This is a genomic window from Alkalihalophilus lindianensis (assembly GCF_032843265.1).
Classification (GTDB): Bacteria; Bacillota; Bacilli; order Bacillales; family Bacillaceae_D; genus Alkalihalophilus; species Alkalihalophilus lindianensis.
This window is the reverse complement of record NZ_JAWJBA010000001.1, coordinates 114,461-140,177: the sequence shown is the minus strand read 5'-3', so window position 1 is coordinate 140,177 and position 25,717 is coordinate 114,461. Positions and strand designations below refer to the sequence as shown.

Genomic DNA, 25,717 nt, shown 5'->3' with positions numbered 1-25,717 from the left:
AAACGTTCCTGATTGTCAGAAACGTCTCACTAAACACTCCAATTCCGCTTCTTCAGGCTGCTTGATTCGTCATCTGGATGAATGATTTCTGCCTTGATTGAAAGATTGCAAACAGTATGCATAAAGAAATGGGAAGCATTAAACTTAAATAAATATAATTCGCTCCGTATTCTGCCGCAATCCACCCAATAATGGGGGCACTTACTACGACCGACCCTTGATTGCCTATCATGCGGTAGCTAGCCATTCTTCCATGATAATTAGCGTCCGTCGCCATTTGCTGGACGGCTTGTAGCAAGACTCGAATCCACGTTGTCCCAAGACCAATCAGAAAGATCCCGGCGAAAACGATGGGTAGAGCCTGTGCCATTCCCACACCTAATAACCCTATTAGTACGAGGAGCAAAGAGTAGATGGCTAATCTGTTCTTTCCTACTTTCCACCACCACGTTCCAAGTAGTCCAGCAATTACTCCGCCCACGGAGATCGTGGCATCTAATAATCCATAAACGGCTGCTGTTTGTTGCAAATAATCGATCGTATACACAGATAAAAAGCCTAAACTTGTATGAAACACAAGTTGACCATTGAACATGATCACAAAAAGGCCCAATAAGAAGCGATTCTGCTTTAGGTAGCTGAAACCTTCTACGATGTCAGTAATGATTGATGTTTCCACTACAGCCTCTGCTCTTTCTTTCGCCACATGTTGAATCAAAAGTAACGCTATGGAAGCAATCGCAAAGCTCCCTGTGACAATGGCCATGGAACCAGATATCGAGATCATACTAATTATTAGGCCACCAAGTGAGGCTCCTAATAATCCGCCAACAATTGCAGCTGATGACGATTGCGAAAACACCTTAGGTAGTTGTTCTTTAGGAAAACGTTCGGCCATAAAGGCTTGAATGGCTGGACGGAATAGTGAGCCTGACATTTGTAGTACCATATGTACACCCATGATAAACCATGGCTCTACGACACCAAAAAGAAAGTAGATCAGTAAGCTTAGCATCGCCGTTGTACTTAGAAGGTTAGCCAGCACAGATAGCTTCTTACGGTCAAAGCGATCAACCACTACACCGAAAAACACATTCATAACAAGACCAGGTAGAAACCCTAAGCTAACTAATAACCCTGTATACATAGGATCATTTGTTAATTGATAGAGTAGCCAAGTGATCGAGACAAAGTACATAGCACGCCCAAACTCTGATAGAAAAAAAGCCACAACGATTTTCTTGAAATCTTTGATCATAGCACCTTCCTATTGAGCTAGGATTAGCTCTTTGATTAACAAAGGAATCTCAGATAGATCATTCACAGTGGCATCTGCATCTGCATGACTCCAAAAACGATCTTCCTTCCAGATCACTCTCATCCCTACATCCCTCGCAGCTCTCACATCATTACCTGGATGATCCCCTACAAATACACTTTCATTCGCTTGAACATTCAATGTATTTAGAGCGTGTCGGAACAATGTCGGGTCAGGCTTCTTCATCCCTTCCCATTCGGATATGAAGATGCGATCGAAGTACGGTTCAATCCCTAAGGCTTTGATATTATCCAACTGAAATTGCCCTCTTCCATTTGTAATCATGCCTAGTGTAAGGTTGTGATTCTTTAATTGTTCTAGCATCTCAGTAAGATTGGGAAAAGGAACACAATGAAACTTAAAATCATTTAGATAATCTTCAAGCAGCTCCTCCCACTTCATTCCGGTGATGCCATATTCCTTGATTAATTGCTGATAGACTTTGTCTTTCCATACATAGCCGCGTTGATCTAACTCAATAAATCGCGCCACGTACTCATCCTTTGGAATATGACCCACATGCAGATGCAAGCGATCATACTGATCATGAATGAACTTTTTAACCGATGAATCTCGATCTAACAATGTCCCATCTAAGTCAAATAGCACTCCTTTGATCATAGGTCTTTACTCTTTTTCTTTGGAATCGTTAAACTCGTCCATTCCTCTCCTGCTACCTGCTTCGTTATGTAAACGATTTGCCCTGTATGATAGGAATAGTGATACATTTGCCGTTCGATTGCTTCGATCACTGTATGAGGTTCGTTCCTGATAAAAACGGTATGTAGTAGCTCTTCCTCTTTCAAATCCTTTAATGCATGGAATAAGACTCCCCAACCTCTATTCCAAACCTCATAAAGCTGTTCCTTATTTTCAATGGTATTTATGAACTCCTGATCGCGATTACGTTCCTTCTTTTCTCCGTCAGTCGTTAAAAAGTCCGTCCAACGGGAGATCATATTTCCGCTCATATGCTGAACAATTACCGCGATGCTATTTGACTCTTCATTCGGACTCCAACAAAGAAAGTCTTCCTCCACTTGTTCAAATGCTTTCTCAGCTGTCTTCTTCATTTCTAGAAAACGCGATGTTACGACTCTAACGTACTCGCTTGAAAAATCCGCGCCTTGAGTTTGTTTCATACATACTCACTCCTAGTAGTCGACTTAAAGCACATTTCACACAACCATATTATACCATATAATATTTTTGATAAAGAATATCATAGAAAAAAACCGACTCATAGTTGAGCCGGTTACTTACGCGATTATTCATATCTCAAAGCGTCTACAGGTTGTAAATTTGATGCTTTCACAGATGGCAAGATTCCAAATACAATCCCGACTAGCATCGAGAAGACAAGTGAACCAATAATGGCAGGAATGGAAATCATAAACGGCATTCCGATAATGGTTGAGATGATCTTCGCAATTCCTATCCCTCCAGCAATCCCCAGTATACCACCAATACTCGTTAACACGATCGCTTCGGTCAAAAATTGCATGAGGATGATGTGTCGTTTAGCACCGAGTGCCTTTTTAATGCCGATTTCCCTCGTGCGTTCAGTCACAGAAACGAGCATGATATTCATGACGCCAATACCACCTACAAGTAAGGAGATGCTTGCAATACCACCCAGTAAGAGCGCAAACGCCATATTAAAAGCAGCGATTTCTTCAGCTATTGCCTGCAAGTCCATCACATTATACATCGCCGTCTCCATATCAAATGCTGATAAATCATTGTTTAAAAAGTCAGCAGCTAACATTCCCGCCTCTTGAATATGTTCAGATGATGTTGCTTGAACAGCAATCTGAGTCGGCGCATCAAAGCCTTCAATTAGTGGCCATACACCTCTTGGAAAGTACATTTTAGGTTCCGTCCAGTCCCCATAAAACAAACTATCCTCACTTTTATCCGTAAAGGTTCCCACTACACGAAATGGCATCTCTTTCACTTCAATAAATTGACCAATTGGACTTGTTTCAGGGAACAACTCACTTTGAACATCTTCATTAATCATCACCACTTGCGCTGTACCTGAAAGCTCTTTTTCAGTGAGCTGTCTTCCTTCAAGTAGCGTCACTGGAAAAAGGTCAAAATATGCCTCATCTACCCCAATCGACTGGGGATAAGAAAAGTGAGTCAAATGAAAAGCAGGAGCACTCCATGATTCGTGATACATCGAAATGCCAGACACCATATCAAGACTGCGAATTTGTTCAATCGTCTCATCTTTTACAGGTGGAGCAGAAAGATAGGATGAGGTGTTATAAAACCCTTCCCCCATCATGCTGCTTTCCTCATACACAACGTTAATCGTATTGTTACCCATTCCGACTAAATTGCTTTTTAGTGCCTCGCTTTGGCCTTCAATCATTGAAACGATAGCAATAATTGCAGCAATCCCAATTATGACGCCGAGCATTGTAAGGGTTGATCGTAACTTATGAGCAAAAATAGATTGAAACGAAATTCGAATATTCTCAAGCACTTGGGATCACTCCCTTCTCACTTAAAAGTAATTCACCATCTCGAATATATACGACTCGATCTGCTTTTTCTGCCACTTCACGATCATGAGTAATCATAATGATCGTAACGCCTTCTTCATTTAACTCCTTAAATAAAGATAAGATTTGAGCACTTGACTTTGAATCTAGTGCCCCAGTCGGCTCATCAGCTAGAATGAATTTCGGTTGGTTAACTAGCGCACGTGCAATGGCTACTCGTTGTTTTTGTCCACCTGAAAGACGTGTTGGCAAAAAGGACACTCGGTCACTCAAGCCTACTTTACCTAGAGCCTCTAATGCCCGTTCTCTTCTTTCCTTCTTTTTAACCTTGCTATAAATCAAGGGCAACTCGACATTTTGTAAAGCAGTTAGCCTTGGTAGAAGGTGAAAGGTTTGAAATACAAAACCAATTTGCTGGTTGCGAATATCAGCAAGCAAACCATCGCGACTAGCTAACACATCAGCCTCATCAAGCTGATACTCACCTGAAGTTGGTTTATCCAGACACCCTAATATGTTCATTAGGGTAGATTTACCCGAGCCTGAAGGGCCCATAATGGCAAGGAATTCACCTGAATCAACCGTCAAATTGATATCCTTTAGTATCGCTATTTCCTCTTTACCAAGCTTGTAGGATTTGTAAATCTTATTCAAATGAATCATGATAAATGGCTACCTTCTTTCCCTCTGTAACAGATTCGTCTGGATAGACCAAATAATCTTCTAATGTAACGCCACTTACTATTTCAATCGTATAATCCTCTTCAAACTCTGCCCCTGTTTCGACAACTTGTTTGGTTGCTTCTTCCTCTTCATTCACTAGCCATACATACGGAGTATCTTCATCAAACACTACAAAATCCTGCATCACTCGTACAACATTTGAAGCTTGATTTCCCACTTCTTCCGAGATCGGTTCTACATTCACATGAAAACCAATTTCTAATCCTTCATGGTCCTCTATTAAAACGGTGAAAGGATAATTTGAGGATTGGGGGTTTGATTCTCCGTAATAATCCATCATCTGATCACCTTGATCGTCTCCAACTGGTAGTTTACCAATTTCCCTGATGGTCCCGATCCATTCTTCCTCCCCTCCAACTTTTTTGGTAATTTTAACTTTTTGATCTACTTCAATTGAATCTAATAAAAACTCGTTAATTTGACTTTTTATTAAGTAGGAACCAGTCGAGACAATTTGGATGAAGGCTCCTGGGGACTGTTCAAGGCTAGCTCCATCAATCACATCTTGGTTTACTGACTGCACAATCCCTTTACTTTTACTTACAACAGCCGTAGAGCCTGCTTCTTCTTCCAAACTCGCAATTTGCTTTTGCAGTTGACCTGCTTCAAGATTACTCATTCGTAAGTCAAATTGAAGTTGGTCCAGTTCTTCTTGAATTAACTCTTTCTCTTCTTCATCCTGTGCTTCTTTCAAGCTCTTTTCTAGTTTTTTCTTTTTCTTATCACTCTGGTTAATTTGAAGATAAGACATATCAAGCTGCATCTTCAATTGTTCGAGTTCTAACGTCGAATCTTCTAGTGGCTCATAGACAAAAAGCTCGGTTCCTTCTTCAATCAACTCTCCCTCTTGAACAAACACTTCCTCTATCGTTCCTTTATCTGGTTCATAGTATATTTTTTCATGCTTTTCAGGCTCAACCTTCCCTGAAAAAGCTGAAGCTGAGAAATCTTCGGAGAACGTCATATTACCTACTTGCTCGACCCAAGGTTCATCTAACATCGCATTCACTTCACGATCTCCTGTAAAGTAAAGCCCTCCCCCAATTCCACCAGCTAATACGAGACCTAAAGCACTAATTCCAACAATCAATCTTGTTTTCTTCTTCATCATCTGACCCCTGCCTAATAGAAAATATTTCAAATAACTAGAAATATTATCTATTATATTCCAAATATTATCAATAGAATTTTATTCAAATAGTGTTTCTTTGATAAAATCAAAAAGAACCAAGCAAAGGTCCCACGCTTGGTTCAATCTTTATAGTTATATCGCTCCGTATAAAATTTCCGTCTCCCTTTCTTCTTGATAAGGATTTTGTATTAATCTCCATCATTCTTTTCTTGCAATAGAGCAGTTCAGCCTATACTTTCAAAAAGTATAGGCTGAGTTGATAATTCATTTTCAAAAATAAGCCTACCAAAATTAATTACCACTTAGTTTAACCTACTTTATTCTGCATTATCCTTTCATAAGAACTCCCAACAAAATAACTGCAAATAATCGCGACTATGAACGGAATCACCGAACCCCCCGCTTCAAAGCCTGTAGCCGTTTCGTTGTAAAAACGAAACATCAGTTGATTCACTTGAAAGAAATAACCAACAAACAACAACACACCACTAATCACAACAAATGAGAGGAAAGCGACAAAGAAGGTTTTCATTTTAAAGCCCCCTTACTCTTTTGAGATTACTTTAACATAATTAATCATACGCTTTAATACTTCAGCATCTACATGATTTATTCTCCTGTAATCTGCCTCACCCATCTTTATAAGGGCACCATCTACCTCAAACCAAACCTTTGCGTCCACCAAACTAATAGCAGCTTTGGGACTCTTTATGATGAGATGGACATCTACACCTTCTCGGTTAACCTGATCAACGTCAATTTGTTCACTATACATCAAAATTTGCTGTATATTATCGATTGTCCCTTATTCTTCTATATCTGTTATGACCGTTGGATAATCAATCCTTCCCTCTTGTTCAGGGTGATCATACCCTGCCAAAATCTCTTTCGTTGGTACATTATAGATCAATTTTGCTGTTAGAAAACCACCAACAAATACAATTAAAATGGTTAGAACACTAAGTATGATTTTTGAATAGTTTCTCATTTCTCACTCCCCTCTAAGAACAACACATCACAGCCTTATTCAAATCCTTTTCCTTGATTAACATTTGATTGTTCTCATCCATTCGGTACTTAATTTTTGCGTCTTCTAGCCTTTTAATAGCTGATTCATGTAAGTCTGCATTGTGTGATTCACCCCAAATAACGGTATAATCTTCAGGGTTTTCTTCTACATTACACCCAGCTAGAACAAGTAAGGTAAACAGAAGCATGATTGTTTTCTTCAACTAGCATCGACCTCTCCTATAAAGTCAGTTCCCACATTTCTTCAATCAGTTCTTTATTTGATAATGTTTGAATTTGTGTGGTTTTTAGCGTAAATCGGTTTCTTTCATATAATTTCCGAGCTGAAGTTAATTCACTATTGGTCCAGAGTATCATTCTTTTGAACCCTACCTTCTTTGAGAAATTGATTGCCACTTCGATTAACTGCTGGCCATATCCCGCTCCTCTAAGCGTAGGTTCTACTAAAAACAAACCGAGCTGAGCTGTTTCTTCGTCTTTTTTCATCAAACAGATTGAACCTTTTTGTTTACCATCAACCTCTACTATCCAAATTTGTTCTTTTGAATCGGACCTAGTTACAATCTCCTCTACACGTTTTGCAATAAAGGCTTTGAACGATAAATCGTATTGGAACTCTCGATTAAATACCTGATAATGCGAGTTTATGATGTAGTCCTTATCCTCTAATTCAAATGCACGTATCACTGAATCACCTGTTTTCTCATGTTGGTTTAATTTTACATCAATATCTAATTTTTGTATTTATAAAATCAAAAAAACGGTCATTAAGACCGTTCTTTCTAATAGTTATACTTCAGAGTTATCCATTTTCAAGGTAGATATTTTGTTTCCATTTATTATTTTTATTTACTTTGGATGTAGTTCCTCTAATGATCAGTTCTGGGGTAAAGACGACTCTTTCTTTCAATGATTCCCCTCTTTTAATTTCTTCTACTAATAAATCGACTGTTCGTTCCCCCATTTCAGAAATGGGTTGAGATATAGTAGTTAATCCAGGAACCGTCGTCGTAGCTAAAATCGTGTTATCAAATCCTATTACTGACAAATCAACTGGAACATCTATTCCTTTCTCCTTAGCCCCTTGAATTACACCGATAGCAAGTTGATCATTACATGCAAAAATAGCAGTTGGGGGACTTGGATTTGTGCGATTGAATAATTGGTTAAAACAAGACCTTCCATTTTCAATCGATGCAAAAGTCCTCAAAATGTTCTCTTCCTTACATGTATCTCCGTATATATTATGAGCTTCCTTATAACCGGTAATGCGGATATTACTGCTGTAAGCGTGTTCAGCAATGATGGCGATATTTCTATGACCTTGAGCTAGAAGATGCGAAGTGGCTTCATAACCACCTTTAAAGTCATCGATGGAGACTCTGGTAATATCGAGTGATACATCATCATGTGTTAATAGAACCAAAGGAATATGATCTTTAATTAACGACTGTAGGACGCGCTTATCTTTGAAGCTTGCACCAACAATAAATCCATCTACATTTTTATCTCTTAACAACTCGACATACTTTTTTTCTTTCTCATCATTTTCATCCGTACTACATATGATAACGCTCATTCCTAATTCATGGGCACGATCTTCAATCGTTCGGGCCATCTCCGAGAAGAATGGGTTTGAAATATCAGGAATTAACAACCCTAGTGTTTTCGTTCCTTTACCAGTTAAGGCCGACGCTGCCATATTGGGACGGTAATTCATCTCTTTCATAATTTCTATCACACGTTGTCTAGTTGACTCTCGCATGTTCCCTGTGTTGTTGATCACTTTTGAAACAGTGGCGATGGATACACCTGCTTTTTTTGCTACATCGTATATAGTTGCTTTCATATCCTTGCCTCATTTCTACTTTTACTCCTACACCGTTCTTTTTTTATAGAATATCATAAATATTCCTTTTCTAGTAATGAGAACAGCCTAGAATAAGCAGATTAACCTAAAGTATAAGATTAGTTTGAAACAAATCGATCATTTTGCACGTGTACAAGTTGACCATTTTCAAATGACTCTTTACACGCATAGCCAATCTTCGTCGATTCAACTCCATCTCTTACTGATACAGCTGGTTGACGCCCTTCAATAATGCAATTGACAAACTCTTCAACTTCACTTAAATATGCTTGCTCAAAGCGACTAATAAAGCCATCAAAGCATTCATTAATGACCCCATTATCATTAAATAAAACAATTTGATCACTCTCTGGTACTGTACCAATGCGAAGTGTACCTTTTGTTCCGATGATCTCTGTTTCTACATGGTAGCCATGTGCACAATTTCTTCCCGCTACAAAAATTCCAATAGCTTGATTATCAAAACGAATCATTGCTGCGCCTGTTTCAGCATCATTTAATTCATTAAATTCAGTCCTAGAATAACTTCCACCTACTGCCCACACTTCTTTTGCTTCTGCACTTAAATACCAACGCGCTAAATCAAAGTCATGGATAGACATATCAAGAAATAAACCACCGCTGTAATTTTTAGTTGCAAACTTTATAAATCCGTCTAATTGTTTGGTAGGGTCAATCCCATAGCAACGAATGAGGGTCGGTTGACCAATAGCCCCTTCTTCAATTTTCTTTTTTGCTAAAGCATATGAGCGATCATACCTGCGCATAAACCCTAGCATAAAAGTTTGGTCAGGATGTTCCATTACTACCTTTTCAACCTTTTGAGTTTCTTCAATATATAAACCTAGTGGTTTCTCACTAAATACATGGAAACCCTCACGAAGTGCCTTTATAATTTGTTCACAGTGAAATCCAGATGGAGAAGCAATGAAAATAGCATCTAGCTCTTTATTTGTTAACATCTCATCATAATCTGTATACCCATAGGGAACTTCTAGGTTTTCTTGTGCCTTTTTTACTTCCTTTTCATTTATACTACAAACTGCTGTCAATTCGCAAAATGGTATACGAAAAGATAAATTTTCAGCATGTTGATACCCTAATCTACCTAGTCCTACAATTCCTACTTTTACTTTTCTTTTCTGCATTTGATCACACCCCTGCAGTTTCTTTTATATATTGACGAGCTATTAATGCATACTCAAATGGATTTGCCTTTGCTGGATCTTGCTCAGCTTCTACTAATAACCAACCTTTATAAGCAGAGTTCGATAGACAGATAAATATTTCTGTGAAATCAATATTCCCATCACCTGGAACGGTAAACACTCCTTCACGTACGCCCACTAGAAAACTCATCTTCTTATCCTTTACTTTTTCAGCGACTTCTTCTCTCACATCTTTTAAATGAACATGTTTGATTCGCTTTAAATGCCGTTTCAATATTTCTAAAGGATCTTCTCCTGAAAAGTACAAATGACCAGTATCATATAAAAGAGAAACAAAGTCTTCTTCAGTCATACTCATTAATTGATCGATTTCCTTAGCCGTTTGCACACCAGTGCCCATATGATGATGATAAACTAGCGACATGTTTTTCTCATTAGCTAATCTTCCAAGCTTATTAAGCCCTTCTGCTAATTTAATCCACTCCTCATTTGTAAAGACAGGCTTTTCATCAAATAAGGGAACATTCATATCTCCTTGAATGCTACGCCCCTGTTCTGAAACCACGATAACCTCTGCCCCTAGCTCAAGCAAAAAATCACGATGCTCAATAAATGCTTTTTCTGTTTCTTCAAATGGCTTTGTTGTTAAATATGAACTAAACCAAGCACTAGCTATTTCCATCCCACGAAGATCTAAAGCTTTCTTCAATACCTTTGTATCACGTGGATATTTATTTCCAACCTCTGTACCTATAAATCCAGCTAAAGACATTTCACTAATACATTGTTCAAAGGTATTCTCTTTACCTAGTTCTGGCATGTCATCATTCGTCCAGCCAATTGGAGCAATCCCTAATTTAACTGCATTCTCAGTAAACATCTTTGTATCCTCCTAAATTAATACTTTCTAGCTTTTTGTAAATCTAATTCTTTTCGCTTATAAGCCTGTTTAGTCGATTCTTTCTTAGATACTTCCGCAACCCCAACATGCCACCAAGCATCATAGCCATCCGTCATCGTTTTAGGCAGAACTTTAATATCGATTAAAGTTGAAACAGTTTGTTTTTTTGCATCTTCAAGAGCAGCTTCCAATTCTTCTAGTGTCTTAACCGTATATGTTACAACCCCGTACCCAGAAGCGGAACGCGCAAAATCAATTGACATTAGTTCACCATTTAGTCTATTATCTTGATTACGCTTTCTAAATTCAGTCCCGAAACTTCCCATACCATGACCCATTTGTAAATTATTAATGCACCCAAACCCAGCATTATCGAATAGAAGTACATTTATCTTTTTATTTTCTTGTATACTTGTGATGAGTTCTGAGTGCAACATTAAGTAACTACCATCACCAACCATGGCATACACTTCTTTTTCAGGTTCAGCCATTTTCACCCCAAGTGCTCCTGAAACCTCATAACCCATACATGAGTACCCATATTCCATATGATAAGTGTTAGGTTTTCGTGCTACCCACATCCGTTGTAAATCACCTGGTAAGCTTCCAGCAGCTCCAACAATGATTGCATCTTCATCAATCAAATCATTAACCTTGCCAATTACTGTTGTCTGAGTTAAACATGAGTCTAGTGCTTCTACATATTCAGGTAAAGCTTCATCCAAGTGCCCACTAACCTCTGGTTTAAATGCTTCAGTTTGATAATTCACGTTGTACAAACGCTCGAGTTCATTTTCCCATTCTTTTTTCAAGGTCGAAATCTCATCTGTATAAGTAGATTGATAGCCAATCTCTTTTAGGTTGGAAGTCAACTCTTGAATACCTACTTTGGCATCCGCAACGAGTTTAGTAGCATCTAGTTTTCCTGCATGAAACTCTGATATATTGATTGTTAAAAATTCAACAGACTCCTCTTGAAATAACTGCTTTGATGAAGTAGTAAAATCAGTAAACCTAGTCCCCACTCCAATAATGAGATCTGCTTGTTTTGCAAGTTGGTTGGCACATGCATTTCCAGTCACGCCAATCCCACCTACATTTAAAAAATGCGTGGAAGATAACGCGCTCTTTCCTGCTTGTGTTTCTGCTATAGGAATGTTGAATGTCTCAGCAAATTCACTTAAAACTTGTGCAGCTTCTGAGTATCTAACTCCCCCACCGCAAATGATTAGTGGCTTTTTCTTACCTTTAACTAGAGCTACTGCATCCTTTACTTCCTCAATAAGTGGGGTGTTTCGCGAAAATCTATGAATTCTCTTTTTAAAGAAAGATGCTGGATAATCATAAGCCTCACTCTGAACATCTTGAGGCAATGCAATTGTCACCGCACCGGTCTCTTTGGGATTTGTCAGTACTCGCATAGCTTGAAGCATTGCAGACATTAGTTGTTCTGGTCTTGTAATTCGGTCCCAATACTTGCTTACAGGACGAAAGACATCATTTGTAGTGATAGAAGAATCATAGGTTTGTTCAATTTGTTGAAGGACTGGATCTGGTTGACGACTAGCAAAAATGTCACCTGGCAGGAGCAAAAGAGGAATATTATTAGCACTCGCAGTAGCTGCAGCTGTAACCATATTTGCTGAACCTGGTCCAACAGAAGAGGTACACGCTATTAATTGCTTTTGATGCTTTTGTTTTGCAAAGGCCATTGCAGCATGTGCCATCCCTTGCTCATTACGTCCTTGATACACTTCAAGGTAACCTGGGTCTTCTTCGAGCGCTTGACCAATCCCTAGTACATTTCCATGTCCAAATATAGTGAAGATTCCTTTGAAGAGTGGTGATTTTTCCCCATCCACTTCGATATATTGATTGTTTAGAAATTTAATTAAAGCCTGTGCCATTGTTAATTTCATTGATCTCACCTCATATTTATAACGTTTTTTTAGAAGGTAAAAATAAAGCCGGATAAAAGGAGTCAAGACTCCTTTTTACCCGACAACCCATTTCCTTTTTATACCCAACGAGTAGTCACGACTTTTTTACGAGTGTAGAATTCAACTCCGTCTTTTCCGTTAGCATGAAGGTCGCCATAAAACGAATCCTTCCAACCTGAGAAAGGAAAGAATGCCATTGGTGCAGGTACCCCAAGGTTTACTCCTAACATTCCAGCATGAATTTTCTCGCGGAATCTACGCACAGACCCACCATCACGTGTATAGATGCAAGCACCATTTGCAAAGTTTGATTCATTTGATACGTCGATCGCAGCGTCTAAATTTTTTACACGAATAACAGATAAGACCGGTGCAAAAATTTCATCTTGCCAGATTTGCATTTCTGTTGTTACATGATCAAAGATAGTTGGCCCTACATAATAGCCTTTTTCCATAGCAGCTGTGTCATCTCGTCCATCACGAATTAATGTGGCTCCTGCTTTCTTACCCGCTTCAATATACTGTAGTGTCCGTTCTTTATGTTGTTCACGAATAACTGGACCAAGAAAAATGCCCTCATCTACTCCGTTACCAATGGTAATTTCATTAGCTTTTTGAACTAAGTTTGCAACAAATTCATCTGCAATTGACTCTTCTACCGTCACTACTGAGGCAGCCATACAACGCTCTCCAGCTGAACCAAATGCCGCATTTAGAATTTGAGTAGCTGCATTTTCCAAGTTTGCATCTTGTAAAACGATCGAGTGATTTTTTGCACCAGCAAGTGCCTGAACACGCTTTAAATTATCTGTTCCTCTTTTATACACATACTCTGCTACTGGTTGAGATCCAACAAACGAAATAGCTGCAATTTTTTTGTGGTCAAGAATACCGTTCACTACATCATGAGCACCATGAACAATATTAAAAACCCCTTTAGGTAAACCCGCTTCCTCAAGTAATTCAGCTAAACGATTCGCTAACAGCGGTGTACGCTCTGATGGTTTTAAGATAAACGTGTTTCCTGTCGCAATGGCCATTGGGAACATCCAACAGGGAACCATCATCGGGAAGTTAAATGGCGTAATGCCACCAATTACTCCAATTGGGTAACGGTATACACCGGATTCAAGATCAGTAGCAATTGAAGGTAAGTTATCTCCCATCATTAATGTTGGGGCTCCTGCGGCAAATTCAACATTTTCAATACCACGTTGAACTTCACCTTTTGCTTCGGTTAAGTTTTTGCCATTTTCAAGAGTGATCAATCCTGCTAACTCATCCCAGTTGTCAACAAGTAATTGTTGATACTTAAATAGAATTCGTGCTCTCTTAGGAACGGCAACTTCTTTCCATTCTTCAAATGCCTCTTGAGCCACTTGAACTGCATAATCTACATCTTCTGAAGAAGAAAGTGGAACATGAGCAATTACTTCACCTGTTGCAGGATTCACAACTTCATCTGTTTTATCTGATTTTGATTCAATCCATTTTCCACCAATATAATTCTTTAACGTTTTCACTGTAGTTGTTGTCATCAAAATCCCTCCATATTCTTAATTAAGTACTAATGTATTAGGTTGGTAGTTTTGCGTATTTAATAAGCGCATTTTTTGGATTGCTTCTTCTTTCACCTCGTCCATCGCTTTGCCAAAAAGTTCAATACGGTCGTATACATCATGATTCTTATCGAGTTGTTCACGGAGCGAGTGACCAAATTTCATACGAAGTGCTGTACCAATATTCACTTTTCCGAAATTCGTCTTGGCTATCTTCTTCAAATCTTCATCTGGAATCCCAGTCGATCCATGCATAACGAGAGGCACAGACACCAACGTTTCAATCTCATTTATTAAGTCATAGCGAATTTCTGCTGATTGTTCTTCCATACGATGAAGCGTTCCTACCGCAACTGCTAATGCATCAACTCCTGTACCTTCTGCAAATACTTTCGCTTCCTCAGGGTTTGTAAGTATAGCCCTCACTCCTAAATTAGGGTCACTATAACCAACTGCACCAATTTCTGCTTCGACGGGAACACCTAACGCATGTGCAAGCTTCACTACTTCTCTGGTTGTTTTAATATTTTCATCAAGTGACAACTGTGAGCCATCATACATAATGGAACTGTACCCTGCCTTCAGAGCTTGCGCTACAGTTTGAAAATCTTTACCATGATCTAAATGCACAACCACTGGGACAGATGAGGACTCAGCAAGTTGCGTAAGTATGCTTCCTAGGATTGTGATCGGCATATGAGAAATGGCCACTTTATTTGTCGCTAAAATAACTGGTGCATTTAATTCTTCGGCTGCCAATATACAAGCTTTTGCATCCTCATAACCAAACACATTGAAAGCAGGTACGGCATAGCCTTTTTCTTTGCTATCTTTTAAGACATCTGTAAGGGTAACAAGCATATTTACTTCACCTCTCTCTTAAACATTCGTTTTTGAATGATCTATAAATTTATTAATTTCTTTAACAGAAGGCATCGCATCTGAGCAACTATGGCGAGAAATGACAATGGCTGCTGATGCACTTCCAAATTCCATTGCTTTTGGTAGGTCCCACTTATTCATTAATCCGTATATAAACGCAGATGCATAGGAGTCCCCTGCACCAAAAGTTTTAAGCACTTTTGTTTTGAAGGTTCCACCTGTATATGATTCACCATCTTTGGTATAAGCAATAGAGCCTTCTGCACCATGCTTAATTACCACAATCTCGGCATGATGGCTAAACCACTTAGAAGCAGTTTGTTTATCTGTGTTCTTTTCAGTATAGAATTGTTCCATCATATCGAATTCTTCACGCGTCCCAATAATCACTTCGCATTTTTCAGCTGCAAGGTTATAGTATGTTGCCGTCTCCTTATCAGATGTCCATGTGTACGGACGATAATCAAGATCGAATACTACAACTACACCATGTTTCCTTGCATGTTCTAGAGCAAGAAACACCGCTTCTCTTGAAGGAGAAGCTGCAAGAGCAGTACCTGATATAAGTAATACCTTTGAAGATTTAATGTAATCTTCAGAGATGTTATCTGTACTTAGTTTTAAATCAGCTACGTTATCTCGATACATCAAAATGCTACAATCTTCAGGGCTCTTAATTTCAGTAAATGCCAAACCAGTTACAGCACCAGTTTTATCGATTGCTACATTCGTCGTGTCAATGTGATCATTCTTTAGATAGTTAACAATAAAGCGACCCATTTGATCATCTGAGACCTTCCCAATAAAACCCGTTTTAAGACCTAACCTTGAAGCTCCAATGGAAATATTTGCAGGTGAACCGCCAACATATTTTGTAAAAGAACTCGTTTCTTCCATAGGACAATTAAATTGGTCTGCATTCAAATCGATACATAATCTCCCGACTCCTATCAAATCCAACGGACGATCAGCTTGATAATTTAAGTTGTACATAATCATACCTCCTAACCGCTTAAATAGTTAAGCGCTTAACTTATATTTTAAAATTTTTTTCATTGATTTATTTTGTTACAAACAACCATTCATGGGCTATCTCATTATTAAACTTCCATGTTCTTATTGGGCCTGCCATGACATTAAGATAATAAGATTCATATCCTGGTACACAAGAAACGGGATGATATCCTTCTGGTACTAATACTACATTCTGATGCTCTACAGCCATTGTTTCATCTAAGCTCCTATCATCATTATAGATTCGTTGAAAGGCGAACCCTTGACTTGGATTAAGCTCATGATAATAAGTTTCTTCAAGGTATGATTCCTCTGGTAAATTATCTTGATCATGTTTATGTGGCGGATAACTTGAAGTATTTCCATCTGGAGTGAAAACCTCAACCACTAATAGGCTATCGGCCTCTTCCGTTTCAGGTAGTATGTTATGAACCTTACGTGACATCTTTCCAGAACCGCGATCTTCCATACCAACATCTTCTGGTCCAATTAATCGAGCGGAGTAGTTTCCTTTACCTGGAGCTGAACAAACAGCAACCTTCACTTCTGTTAAAGCTTCTAAATGATAGAAATCATTATTAGGAATATAAATCGAATATGGCGGGATTTTCTCAAATACATTTAAACGCTTACCGACCTTTTCAAAAACTTCATTCCTTGTTTTAACAGTTGCTTTACCAGTTAATAATACCAAGCAAATCTCTTTATCTTCCGTTTGATTCTCAATGCTTTCACCGGATTTCAAAGTATATACTTCAAACCCTACATACTTCCACCCTGCTGATTCAGGAGTTACGTCTAGAATTTTCCCCTGCTGATTTGGTGCTTGCGGTTTAACAAGTAACTTAGACATTCCAATCCCTCCAAGATTTAGTTAAGCGCTTAACTAAATAACAAAGGTAAGCGCTTAACTTCTTTAAAGATATCTTACTTGATAAATTTGAATTATGCAAATACTTTTTCTGTGATGATTAAATGTTTAACTCCTTCAACAAATCCTGGGTTTTCATCTTAGCAACTCTGATACATTCTTGTGGCTCAATATTCCAATACTCAGGGCGAAATAATTCAACTGAAGCCGGCCCTTCAAATCCTATATCTTTAACTGCTTTTATAATTCTCTCAAGATCGATTACTCCTTCTCCTGGCCAAACTCGATGTTGATCACGTATCATCCCTGGCGGAATATCTTCGGCATCATCAATATGAAATAAAAACAGTTCTTTTTTTGTTAATTCACCTATTATAGATAAGTTAGAATTCATTGCGTATAAGTGGAAACAATCAATGACTAACCCAACCCTCGGGTCATTCATTTCACGTACAACTTCATGAGCACGGTCTAGTGTATTAATAGAACAATGTGGATATCCAACAAATTCTATTGCAAATCTTAATTGGGATTCATTCGTAATGCTTAAAAATTCATTTAAACACCTTTGAGTTTCTTGGTTAATTTCACTCCATGATCGATCACCGACATCAAAACTAGGTACAGCCACCACCATATCACATCCAATTTCCTTACCAATAGACTCAACTAAACGCACATCTTCTTTCAACAGATTAAATTTGGTCTCGTGTTGAAAGGTAAAACTTTCGATTGCATTAAATGATAAAGGTTTTATCTTTGAGTGACAAAAATAGTGTTTTAAGTCACCGACGGTATGGTTTATTAGATATTCTTTAAGCTTATCAATACGTATTTCAATAAAATCATAATCATTCTCTTCACAAAAACGCAGATCATCTTTAAGGGTGGATGATGGCAATGTAGTTGCTTGATTATAAGCAATTTTCATATAACTCCTCCTTCGACTAAAAGCTATACTTCAACAGTTAATAATTCTGCCATTAAAACAGATCTCTTTTCTTTCCAAGATATAGATGCTGCAAGGGCTAGGAGCTCTGCACGATAACCATCTTCACCTGTACAAACAACTTCCTTACCTTCACTAATTGCCTTTGCAAATTCTTCAATCTCAATGATGTATGCCTCTTTATAACGGTCTAGGAAGAAATGTTTAGGATTATCGAGATAAACACAATCTTTTGTAGAAATTTGAACATTAGTTTGTGCTTCATTCTCAGCTGCTACTGTACCTTTGTCACCGAAAACTTCAATTCGCTGATCATAGCCATATACAGCTTGACGACTATTATCAATGACTGCGATTGCCCCATTCTCAAACGTCAATGTAATAATAGCTGTATCCACGTCCCCGTGACGACCAAACATCGGATCTACTAAATTGGCAGCCTTCACTGTCACATCTAAAACTTCACTACCACTAAGATAACGAACCATATCAAAATCATGAATGGTCATATCCATAAACATCCCACCTGAACGCATCACATATTCTTCCGGGGGGGCTTGAGGATCTCTGGAACTGACCTTAATTAACTGTGGTTGACCTACTTTTCCTTCCATTACAACTTCACGTACCTTTTTAAAATGTTTATCGAACCTTCTATTAAATCCAACTTGCAATCTCACATTAGAAATTTTTACAACCTCTAACGCTTCTTTCGTTTCTTCAACATTAAAGCTCACTGGTTTTTCACAAAAGATATGCTTTCCTGCTCTCGCTGCCTTTTTAATAAATTCAGCATGTGTATCAGTCGATGAACATATAAACACAGCCTGAATTGTAGGATCTCTAAAGATATTCTCAGGATCTTCAGTGATTACAGGAATATTATCTTCATAGTGAGTACCTTTAAGGTGATTAATTGATACATCTGCTAAATATTTCACTTCTAGTAAATCTGAACGTAAGATATTGTCTGCATGTAATTGTCCAATACGACCTGCACCAATAATTCCAACTGTTATTTTACTCATTCGTTAAGACCCCTTTTTCTCCATCGTAATGGTTTGTTCAAAATCAATTTCCTTTTTGTCTACTTGCTCATAATTAAATTTTCTGTCTAATTTATGATTTGTATCACGCCAAAACCATATAACAACTGCAACAAACAACAATGAAAGCCCAAGAAATACAACTGACCATGGTGAATAGTAACCCTCTTCAGCAGCAGCTATTCCAATTGGAGAGAATAGCGCATATACTCCTACCATTAAAACAACAATTAATGCTGAGAACCACTTAACATGTTTCCATGGTGTAACATCGACTACTTGAGAATCACGCATCTCATAAGGTACTTCCATCGGTTTCCATCTACCAATGATTAACATTGTTAAAACATTAAGTGGAAATAGCACCGCTAATACATATAGAAAGTTCACATCTGGAATGATAAACTTACTGATTCCATAGAAAAAGATATGAGTGACTACCACTACTTTTGCAGCCAGTGCTGGTACTCGTTTAGTGAAGAAACCAACTACAATCATCGCAAGAATAGGTAAGCTATAAAACCCATTCATTTCATTTAAGTAGTAAAATAAACCACTTGGTGCATAAATGATTAAAGGTGCAATTAATACAGCCACTGTTGCTAAACAAGCAGCAAATACTCGACCCACTTTAACAAGTTCTTTTTCTTTCGCGTTTGGCTTGAAAATAGGCTTGAAAATGTCTAATGTAAATAACGTTATTGAACTTGTGATAACGTTATTAAATGAACTTAAAATCGCTCCAAATAATACAGCTGCTAGAAAACCCGAGAGCACGACTGGCATTACATCTGTAATTAACGTTGGATAAGCAGTATCCGCATTCGCTAAAGTATTACCATATAGCAAATAAGCAATAATGCCTGGTAAAACTAAGAACGTCATACCGAAAATCTTAAATATGCCTGCAAAAAGTACACCTTTTTGCCCTTCCGCTAAGTTTCTTGCTGCTAATGAACGTTGAATAATCGATTGATTCGTACACCAATAGAAAAGATTGTTGAAAAACATACCAGTAATTAAGATACTCCATGGAACAGGAGATTCATGATTCCCTAGTGCATTAAGTTTGGTAGGATTTGCATCGATTAACTGGCCTACCCCTTCAAAGAAATTACCACTACCAATAACAATTAACGCCAGTACCGGAATGGTCAAGCCACCAATTATTAAGCCTATACCATTAATCGTATCACTGTAAGCGGTTGCACGAAGTCCCCCTAGAATAACGTAGCCACAACTAATTAAACCAATCATTAGTGAAATAAATAGCACAATTTGAAAAGTACTTAAATTAGTTAGGGTTGTTAAACCAAAGATCCCATCAATGACCAACGAACCTGAATACAATACTGTTGGAAGAAATACAGTTGCATACCCCATTAAAAAGAGTACAGATACAACTTGCCTTGTCCTTAGATCAAAGCGTTGTTCTAAAAAATCTGGAATTGTGGCAATCCCTGTTTTCAAATACCTCGGTAAAAAAATGATTGCCATGAAGATTAGCGCTAGAGGGGCTGTTACTTCCCAAGCCATAACCGCCATCGATTCACTATACGCTTGACCATTTAATCCTACTATTTGCTCTGTAGATAAATTGGTTAATATTAAGGAGCTGGCAATTACAATCCCAGTCAAACTTCTTCCCCCTAAAAAGTAACCATCAGAACTACTTAAATCTGTACCTCTAGTCTTGTACCATGAAAACCACATGACAAACAATGTGTAGATCAAAAATGAAGCTAAGATTACCCAAAACATCCAATCCCCCCTATAAGTGTTAATTTAAGAAGCAACTTGCATCATAAAAAGTTACACTTACTTCTCCTACAATTAATAGAATCTAGGTCCGACAATTTAGGAAAGCGCTTAATTAACTCATCAAAAAAAATGGCTTAAATTATATATTCAAACTTCATTTGCATAAGTTAATCATTAATACAAGCACTTTCTAGACGGAAATACACTATTTATTGCAAAAGGTGAGTACACTAATGAGAAGTTTAAATTTTCTAAAAGTAAGCGCTTAACTAGATTATAGTAACTTACTTTAAAAAAATCAATCTATTTTTTTAAAATTTAAAAATCCTTGACCTCTCCTTTAAAAAGAGAGATCAAGGATTCTAATTATCAAGAGTATGTTCCTGTTCCTTCAAAAACGCGATCGCTTCATCCATATCACCCGTATGGAAAACGATATTTTCAGGCTTTGTATGGACTTCATCATAGATCGTTATGTATTCTGTTAAAGGGATCGTATCAAAGAACTTTTTCCATTTATGTTTTTTCTCCAATGCTTTTTCTTTCTCCTTGATTTCCTCGAAGTCAATTCGAACGATTACAAAGAAAGGCTCTGGGTAGGCTGTGATGTTGATATGATCCTCGATTTTTTGGATATAAACACTTCTGTCTACACCCCTCGTTAAGTTGCCGGAGAAGCCAATATTTCCTACATGATCGTCAAACCTATTCAACACTTCATCATACACTGAATCTTCCATTAGTTTTTCAGTTATAATGACAAGGCTATATTGAGTTGTTTCCTCTCTCTTTTGCTTCTTCTTGAATACATTAAACAATCATCTCACCTCTATGTTAGGTTTTTTGGATTTTTTTAATGGAATCTCAAGTCCGACAAACCAATAGAATCATTAAGTAAGTTTAGATAGTAATGTAGAAAACTTGGATTATTAATAAGACATATCCCGAAATATTAATGTAAACCACCAATACCTAACAGAATAAACTGGAATTCATTCCCTATAAACATATCATAATTCGTTTTATAGAGGGAAGAAAAAACAAAAAGCCTCGTACCTATTAAGGTACAAGACTTTATCAAACAGCTTTAGATTAGCAATCTACTTCACTCATTTCATAAATATCACAAAGCTTATACCTAAGATGGCTAAAACGATCAGATGGGCGCCATTTGTTCGTAAGCCTGTCTGAACTCCGGTCATGCCAACAAGGCGACTCACCATTAAGTTTAGCCCTGAAAATGGACTGAGAGAAGCAGATATGGACCAGGTAAGTAATAAAAGCATTGCAAGTGCTAGATTGCTAATTCCAAGTTCATCAGCATTCAGTTGCATGGCCAAAGCGGCAATAACAGCAATTTGATGAACGCCAATATATGTGATGACTAATACTATACCCATAACAGCTAAAGCAAATAGTAAGAAGGATTGATTCGCTATGATGGTTAGTGAATCACTTATTCGATTTGCTAGTGTCGTCCCTTGAATGGCATGTGCTAATACTCCTGCACTCATAAAGAGCATGATTTCATTATTTAGCATCGGAACAGATTGATCACGATAGACTTTTAATAAAGGGTTGAGCTTTTTCCAACCATTAGATAAGATCCCCCATATTAGAGGCAGCGTGATTGAAATTAAGCTTACGATAATAACCATCGACCACTTCGTCACATATTCAATTGCTAAGGAGGAGATCATGATCAAGATAACAAATAAAACTAGTTTCACAAGTTGCTTTTTATGTGTACAGTCTAAGCTTTTTTCAGGATGCCCACTTGTAGAAATAGAGTGTTTCTTCTGCCACACGAAAAATAAAAGATTGCCAATTAATAATGAAAGAAAGGATAGACATAGCCCATATAAAATATACCGTCCAACAGGCATATTTAAATAATACAAAACAAGAGAAACCGAAGCGAAGTACGGGGACCACATAAGGGCAGATGAAAAGCCAATCAAGTAGCTTTTGGCAGACATAGCCGCAGGTAGTTTTAGGTTTTCTAAAAATTCACTAATGATTCTTATAGAGCCTAAATTTAAAATGGGACTTAAAATAAATAGGGAACTCGTGATTCCAAAAAATAGCTTCTTAGGGTGGTGCAATAAGTTTTGGAGTAAGGATTCAACAGACTTGAAGTAGCCACTTATTTTTAAAGGCATAGAGAGCAAGGGAGAGAGTGTGACCAAACAAAGAAGGGGCAAAATAAGCAACACTCCTTGACTTACCCCTTCTATACCTGCTCCTTTATTCAATTCTAATGTAATCCCTACCCCCATCATGATAGACCCTATTATTCTAGGAAATCCACGAGAATAATACGCACTCGTTAAAAACGCTAATATGGCAATGATAACGACGAGATATCCTAACCATGTACTATTTACAAAATAGTACATTAAAAATAATAAACACATCGTTAAAATGAGATAACTACGCACCAGCTCCCCCTTTCCCGACAAATTCAGCTAACAAGCATTTGAAAGTCAAGTAATTGGAGCCGGGTTAAATAGGCTAAGGTCATTACTGATGCCCCACTGATCTGCCCATGTTTGTTTTTTGCCACTAGCCACATCTAAAATAAAGTGAAAAAGTTCCCAACCAACATCTTCAATTGTTGCTTCGCCCGTCGCAATAGTACCTGCGTTAATATCTATTAAATCATTCCATTCTTCTTTTAAAGAATTACGAGTGGATACTTTAATCACAGGGGCCATCGAGAGATTATACGGTGTTCCTCTACCAGTCGCAAAAACCTGAAGATGCATTCCCGCTGCTAATTGAAGGGTGCCACACACAAAGTCGCTTGCTGGAGTAGCAGCAAAAAGCAGCCCTTTTTCTGTTGCTTTTTCACCAGGAGGGACAACACCTGATATCGGACTCGTTCCAGACTTCACTACTGATCCAAGAGACTTTTCCACCACATTTGAAAGCCCGCCTTTTTTGTTTCCAGGAGAAGGATTCGCACTGCGATCAGCATCGCCTTTTTCTAAATACTGATCGTACCATCTCATTTCCTTAATGAGTGAGCGTCCGACTTCTTTATTGACTGCTCTTTCGGTTAATAGATGAATGGCATCTCGAACTTCCGTCACCTCTGAAAACAGTACCGTTGCACCTGCTCTGACAAGCAAGTCTGCTGCATATCCTAGAGCTGGGTTTGCCGTAACTCCAGAGAACGCATCACTTCCCCCACATTGTAAGCCAACAACTAAGTCCTTCACCGGGATCGATTCTCTTTGTCTCTCATTAAGCTTTTCGAGACGTTCTTCTGCCATTTTAATAATCTCATTGACCATCGAATTGAATCCGGGTTGATTTTGGAGAGATAGTATATTAGATTGGTCACTTAATCGCTCTGGCTGTAACTTTTCACAGCCTAGTCCAACAACTAAAACCTCTCCACCAAAATTAGGGTGAGTGGCGATATTTTGGATCGTACGAATGGGGATCTTTGCCTCAGGAGCATTGATGGCCACTCCGCACCCATACGCATGATTGAGCGCGACGATATCATGAACATTTGGATACTGTGGAAGAATGGTTTTCTTTATTTTTTCCACTGCATAATCGAGAACACCCGTTACACATTGAACACTTGTCGTGATCCCCAATATATTTTTGATTCCAGCTGTTCCATCTGAGTTACGGTACCCTTCAAATGTATAGCCCTCAAGAGGAGCAGGAGAATCAACTTTTCTTGTAGCTAGTGATAACTCATCTAATATCGGTGCAGTAGGTAAAGCTATCAATGACTCCTTTATCCAGCTCCCTTTTTGAATTGAAGCCTCTGCATACCCTATTACTTCCCCATACCGAATAATCGGTTCGTCTGGCTCTAAATCTCGCAAAGCAACTTTATGTCCTTGAGGAACAAACTCTATTAACTTCAATCCACATGGAAACTCAGTTCCTCTTTTTAGACCACCTGGATTAACGATGATTGCGACATTATCGTTAGAATGGACTGTGATATAGAGTGGGATTTCATTTACTATTTTATCTCCAGTCATGAGATCCTCTCCTTCCATTTTTCTATTTATCTAGTTACCCATTCACTATGATAGATCAGGTTGATTGACTGGCCAACTTGGTTGTCTGCCAGATAGCACTTCATCAATTCCAATTGCTGCATGAAGGGCCATTCGATCTTTTGCCTCTACAGTAAGAGCCGCACTATGAGGCGTTACAAGAATATTGTCTAGAGATAATAACGGATGATCAGGAGCTGGTGGTTCCTCCTCAAACACATCTATTGCAGCACCAGCAATGATTTTTTCTTTTAGAGCAAAGAATAAATCAGCTTCATTCACTAACCCACCTCTTCCGGCATTCAGTAAGAAGCTAGTTTTCTTCATCACACTCAGTTCTCTTCCACTAATCAAGCCCTTTGTTTCATTGGTTAGAGGGAGATGTAAGCTAATAAAATCAGAACGTGAAAGAACCCTTTCTAGTTGATTTATTACTTTGACCTCTGGTATGACTGCTTTTGGGTTAACATAAGGGTCATAACAAATCACATTCATATTTAAAGCATTCGACGCTTTATTAGCTAAGATCGAACCAATTCTTCCATAGCCAATAATTCCTAGCACCTTTCCTTCTAATTCGCAGTTCACGATTTGATTTCGCACATCGAAGTTTCCAATCTGTAAGTTTGAATGACTGATTAGTAGATTTTTAGCCAGGGCCATCATCAGACTTAACGTATGCTCAGCGACCGATACTGCGTTAGAATGAGGTGCATTTGTAATATAAATACCTCGCTCCGTTGCTTTTTCTAATGGAAAGTTATCATAACCAACACCGTTTTTTGCAATGACTTTTAAATGATTTGCTTCTTCTAACATTTCTGGAGTGTAAACCTCTGTTCTTGCTAAAATAGCATCACACGTTTTTATTTCATCACGAATGCGCTCTGGTGTGGCATCAGCTATGACTGTATAGTTCCTCTCTAGTAGATATGCTTTTCCAACCTCTGAAACACCCTTTGCTATCACTACCTTGTAACTCATAGCC

General features: G+C 38.2%; 26 protein-coding genes. All 26 read right to left on the bottom strand.

Features of this window, described 5'->3' with window-relative positions; all coding sequences use genetic code 11:
• Positions 1-52: 52 nt before the first annotated feature.
• Positions 53-1,258, bottom strand: a complete 1,206-nt coding sequence (locus RYX56_RS00815; protein WP_317120241.1) for an MFS transporter — start codon at positions 1,256-1,258, stop codon at positions 53-55.
• Positions 1,259-1,267: 9 nt separating this feature from the next.
• Positions 1,268-1,939: an HAD family hydrolase gene (locus RYX56_RS00810; protein WP_317120240.1), complete on the bottom strand. Its 672-nt coding sequence runs from the start codon at positions 1,937-1,939 to the stop codon at positions 1,268-1,270.
• On the bottom strand, positions 1,936-2,460 hold the full coding sequence (locus RYX56_RS00805; protein WP_317120239.1) for a DUF1572 family protein: 525 nt from the start codon (positions 2,458-2,460) through the stop codon (positions 1,936-1,938). Before RYX56_RS00805 ends, RYX56_RS00810 begins: the two co-directional genes overlap by 4 nt.
• 125 nt (positions 2,461-2,585) lie before the next feature.
• Positions 2,586-3,812 (bottom strand): ABC transporter permease, encoded by a 1,227-nt coding sequence (locus RYX56_RS00800; protein ID WP_317120238.1) that lies wholly within the window; start codon positions 3,810-3,812, stop codon positions 2,586-2,588.
• Complete coding sequence (locus tag RYX56_RS00795) at positions 3,805-4,494, bottom strand: ABC transporter ATP-binding protein (RefSeq protein WP_317120237.1); 690 nt, start codon at positions 4,492-4,494, stop codon at positions 3,805-3,807. Before RYX56_RS00795 ends, RYX56_RS00800 begins: the two co-directional genes overlap by 8 nt.
• Positions 4,478-5,686 carry an efflux RND transporter periplasmic adaptor subunit gene (locus RYX56_RS00790; protein ID WP_317120236.1) on the bottom strand — a complete coding sequence of 403 codons (1,209 nt, stop codon included), beginning with the start codon at positions 5,684-5,686 and terminating at the stop codon, positions 4,478-4,480. The genes RYX56_RS00795 and RYX56_RS00790 overlap by 17 nt, the downstream gene beginning before the upstream one ends.
• Positions 5,687-6,014: 328 nt before the next feature.
• Positions 6,015-6,239 carry a hypothetical protein gene (locus RYX56_RS00785; RefSeq protein WP_317120235.1) on the bottom strand — a complete coding sequence of 75 codons (225 nt, stop codon included), beginning with the start codon at positions 6,237-6,239 and terminating at the stop codon, positions 6,015-6,017.
• Between the two features lie 12 nt (positions 6,240-6,251).
• Complete coding sequence (locus RYX56_RS00780) at positions 6,252-6,482, bottom strand: hypothetical protein (protein WP_317120234.1); 231 nt, start codon at positions 6,480-6,482, stop codon at positions 6,252-6,254.
• A gap of 30 nt (positions 6,483-6,512) precedes the next feature.
• Positions 6,513-6,695, bottom strand: a complete 183-nt coding sequence (locus tag RYX56_RS00775) for a hypothetical protein (RefSeq protein ID WP_317120233.1) — start codon at positions 6,693-6,695, stop codon at positions 6,513-6,515.
• A 13-nt stretch (positions 6,696-6,708) separates the two neighbouring features.
• On the bottom strand, positions 6,709-6,939 hold the full coding sequence (locus RYX56_RS00770) for a membrane lipoprotein lipid attachment site-containing protein (protein WP_317120232.1): 231 nt from the start codon (positions 6,937-6,939) through the stop codon (positions 6,709-6,711).
• Positions 6,940-6,955: 16 nt separating this feature from the next.
• The gene (locus tag RYX56_RS00765; protein ID WP_317120231.1) at positions 6,956-7,423 is read right to left on the bottom strand and encodes a GNAT family N-acetyltransferase; all 468 of its coding nucleotides are present in this window, start codon (positions 7,421-7,423) and stop codon (positions 6,956-6,958) included.
• 115 nt (positions 7,424-7,538) lie between these two features.
• Complete coding sequence (locus RYX56_RS00760) at positions 7,539-8,585, bottom strand: LacI family DNA-binding transcriptional regulator (protein ID WP_317120230.1); 1,047 nt, start codon at positions 8,583-8,585, stop codon at positions 7,539-7,541.
• Between the two features lie 119 nt (positions 8,586-8,704).
• On the bottom strand, positions 8,705-9,754 hold the full coding sequence (locus RYX56_RS00755) for a Gfo/Idh/MocA family oxidoreductase (RefSeq protein ID WP_317120229.1): 1,050 nt from the start codon (positions 9,752-9,754) through the stop codon (positions 8,705-8,707).
• Positions 9,755-9,758: 4 nt separating this feature from the next.
• The gene (gene iolE / locus RYX56_RS00750; protein WP_317120228.1) at positions 9,759-10,655 is read right to left on the bottom strand and encodes a myo-inosose-2 dehydratase; all 897 of its coding nucleotides are present in this window, start codon (positions 10,653-10,655) and stop codon (positions 9,759-9,761) included.
• A gap of 17 nt (positions 10,656-10,672) precedes the next feature.
• Positions 10,673-12,595 (bottom strand): 3D-(3,5/4)-trihydroxycyclohexane-1,2-dione acylhydrolase (decyclizing), encoded by a 1,923-nt coding sequence (gene iolD, locus RYX56_RS00745; protein WP_439108446.1) that lies wholly within the window; start codon positions 12,593-12,595, stop codon positions 10,673-10,675.
• A 98-nt stretch (positions 12,596-12,693) separates the two neighbouring features.
• Entirely contained in the window at positions 12,694-14,154 is a 1,461-nt protein-coding gene (locus RYX56_RS00740) for a CoA-acylating methylmalonate-semialdehyde dehydrogenase (protein WP_317120227.1), read from the bottom strand.
• A gap of 18 nt (positions 14,155-14,172) precedes the next feature.
• Positions 14,173-15,036, bottom strand: coding sequence for a class II fructose-bisphosphate aldolase (locus RYX56_RS00735; RefSeq protein ID WP_317120226.1), 864 nt, complete (start codon positions 15,034-15,036; stop codon positions 14,173-14,175).
• Between the two features lie 18 nt (positions 15,037-15,054).
• Complete coding sequence (gene iolC, locus RYX56_RS00730; RefSeq protein WP_317120225.1) at positions 15,055-16,050, bottom strand: 5-dehydro-2-deoxygluconokinase; 996 nt, start codon at positions 16,048-16,050, stop codon at positions 15,055-15,057.
• Positions 16,051-16,117: 67 nt separating this feature from the next.
• On the bottom strand, positions 16,118-16,924 hold the full coding sequence (iolB, locus tag RYX56_RS00725; protein ID WP_317120224.1) for a 5-deoxy-glucuronate isomerase: 807 nt from the start codon (positions 16,922-16,924) through the stop codon (positions 16,118-16,120).
• A gap of 118 nt (positions 16,925-17,042) precedes the next feature.
• Complete coding sequence (locus tag RYX56_RS00720; protein WP_317120223.1) at positions 17,043-17,873, bottom strand: sugar phosphate isomerase/epimerase family protein; 831 nt, start codon at positions 17,871-17,873, stop codon at positions 17,043-17,045.
• Between the two features lie 23 nt (positions 17,874-17,896).
• A complete protein-coding gene (gene iolG / locus RYX56_RS00715) occupies positions 17,897-18,919 on the bottom strand; it encodes an inositol 2-dehydrogenase (RefSeq protein WP_317120222.1) in 1,023 nt (340 codons plus the stop codon).
• A gap of 3 nt (positions 18,920-18,922) precedes the next feature.
• Positions 18,923-20,698 carry a solute:sodium symporter family transporter gene (locus tag RYX56_RS00710; RefSeq protein WP_317120221.1) on the bottom strand — a complete coding sequence of 592 codons (1,776 nt, stop codon included), beginning with the start codon at positions 20,696-20,698 and terminating at the stop codon, positions 18,923-18,925.
• Positions 20,699-21,060: 362 nt separating this feature from the next.
• On the bottom strand, positions 21,061-21,516 hold the full coding sequence (locus tag RYX56_RS00705) for a hypothetical protein (protein WP_317120220.1): 456 nt from the start codon (positions 21,514-21,516) through the stop codon (positions 21,061-21,063).
• Positions 21,517-21,807: 291 nt separating this feature from the next.
• A complete protein-coding gene (locus tag RYX56_RS00700) occupies positions 21,808-23,139 on the bottom strand; it encodes a hypothetical protein (protein WP_317120219.1) in 1,332 nt (443 codons plus the stop codon).
• A 45-nt stretch (positions 23,140-23,184) separates the two neighbouring features.
• The gene (gene garD, locus RYX56_RS00695; RefSeq protein WP_317120218.1) at positions 23,185-24,711 is read right to left on the bottom strand and encodes a galactarate dehydratase; all 1,527 of its coding nucleotides are present in this window, start codon (positions 24,709-24,711) and stop codon (positions 23,185-23,187) included.
• 45 nt (positions 24,712-24,756) lie between these two features.
• Entirely contained in the window at positions 24,757-25,713 is a 957-nt protein-coding gene (locus tag RYX56_RS00690) for a hydroxyacid dehydrogenase (protein ID WP_317120217.1), read from the bottom strand.
• Positions 25,714-25,717 lie beyond the last annotated feature (4 nt).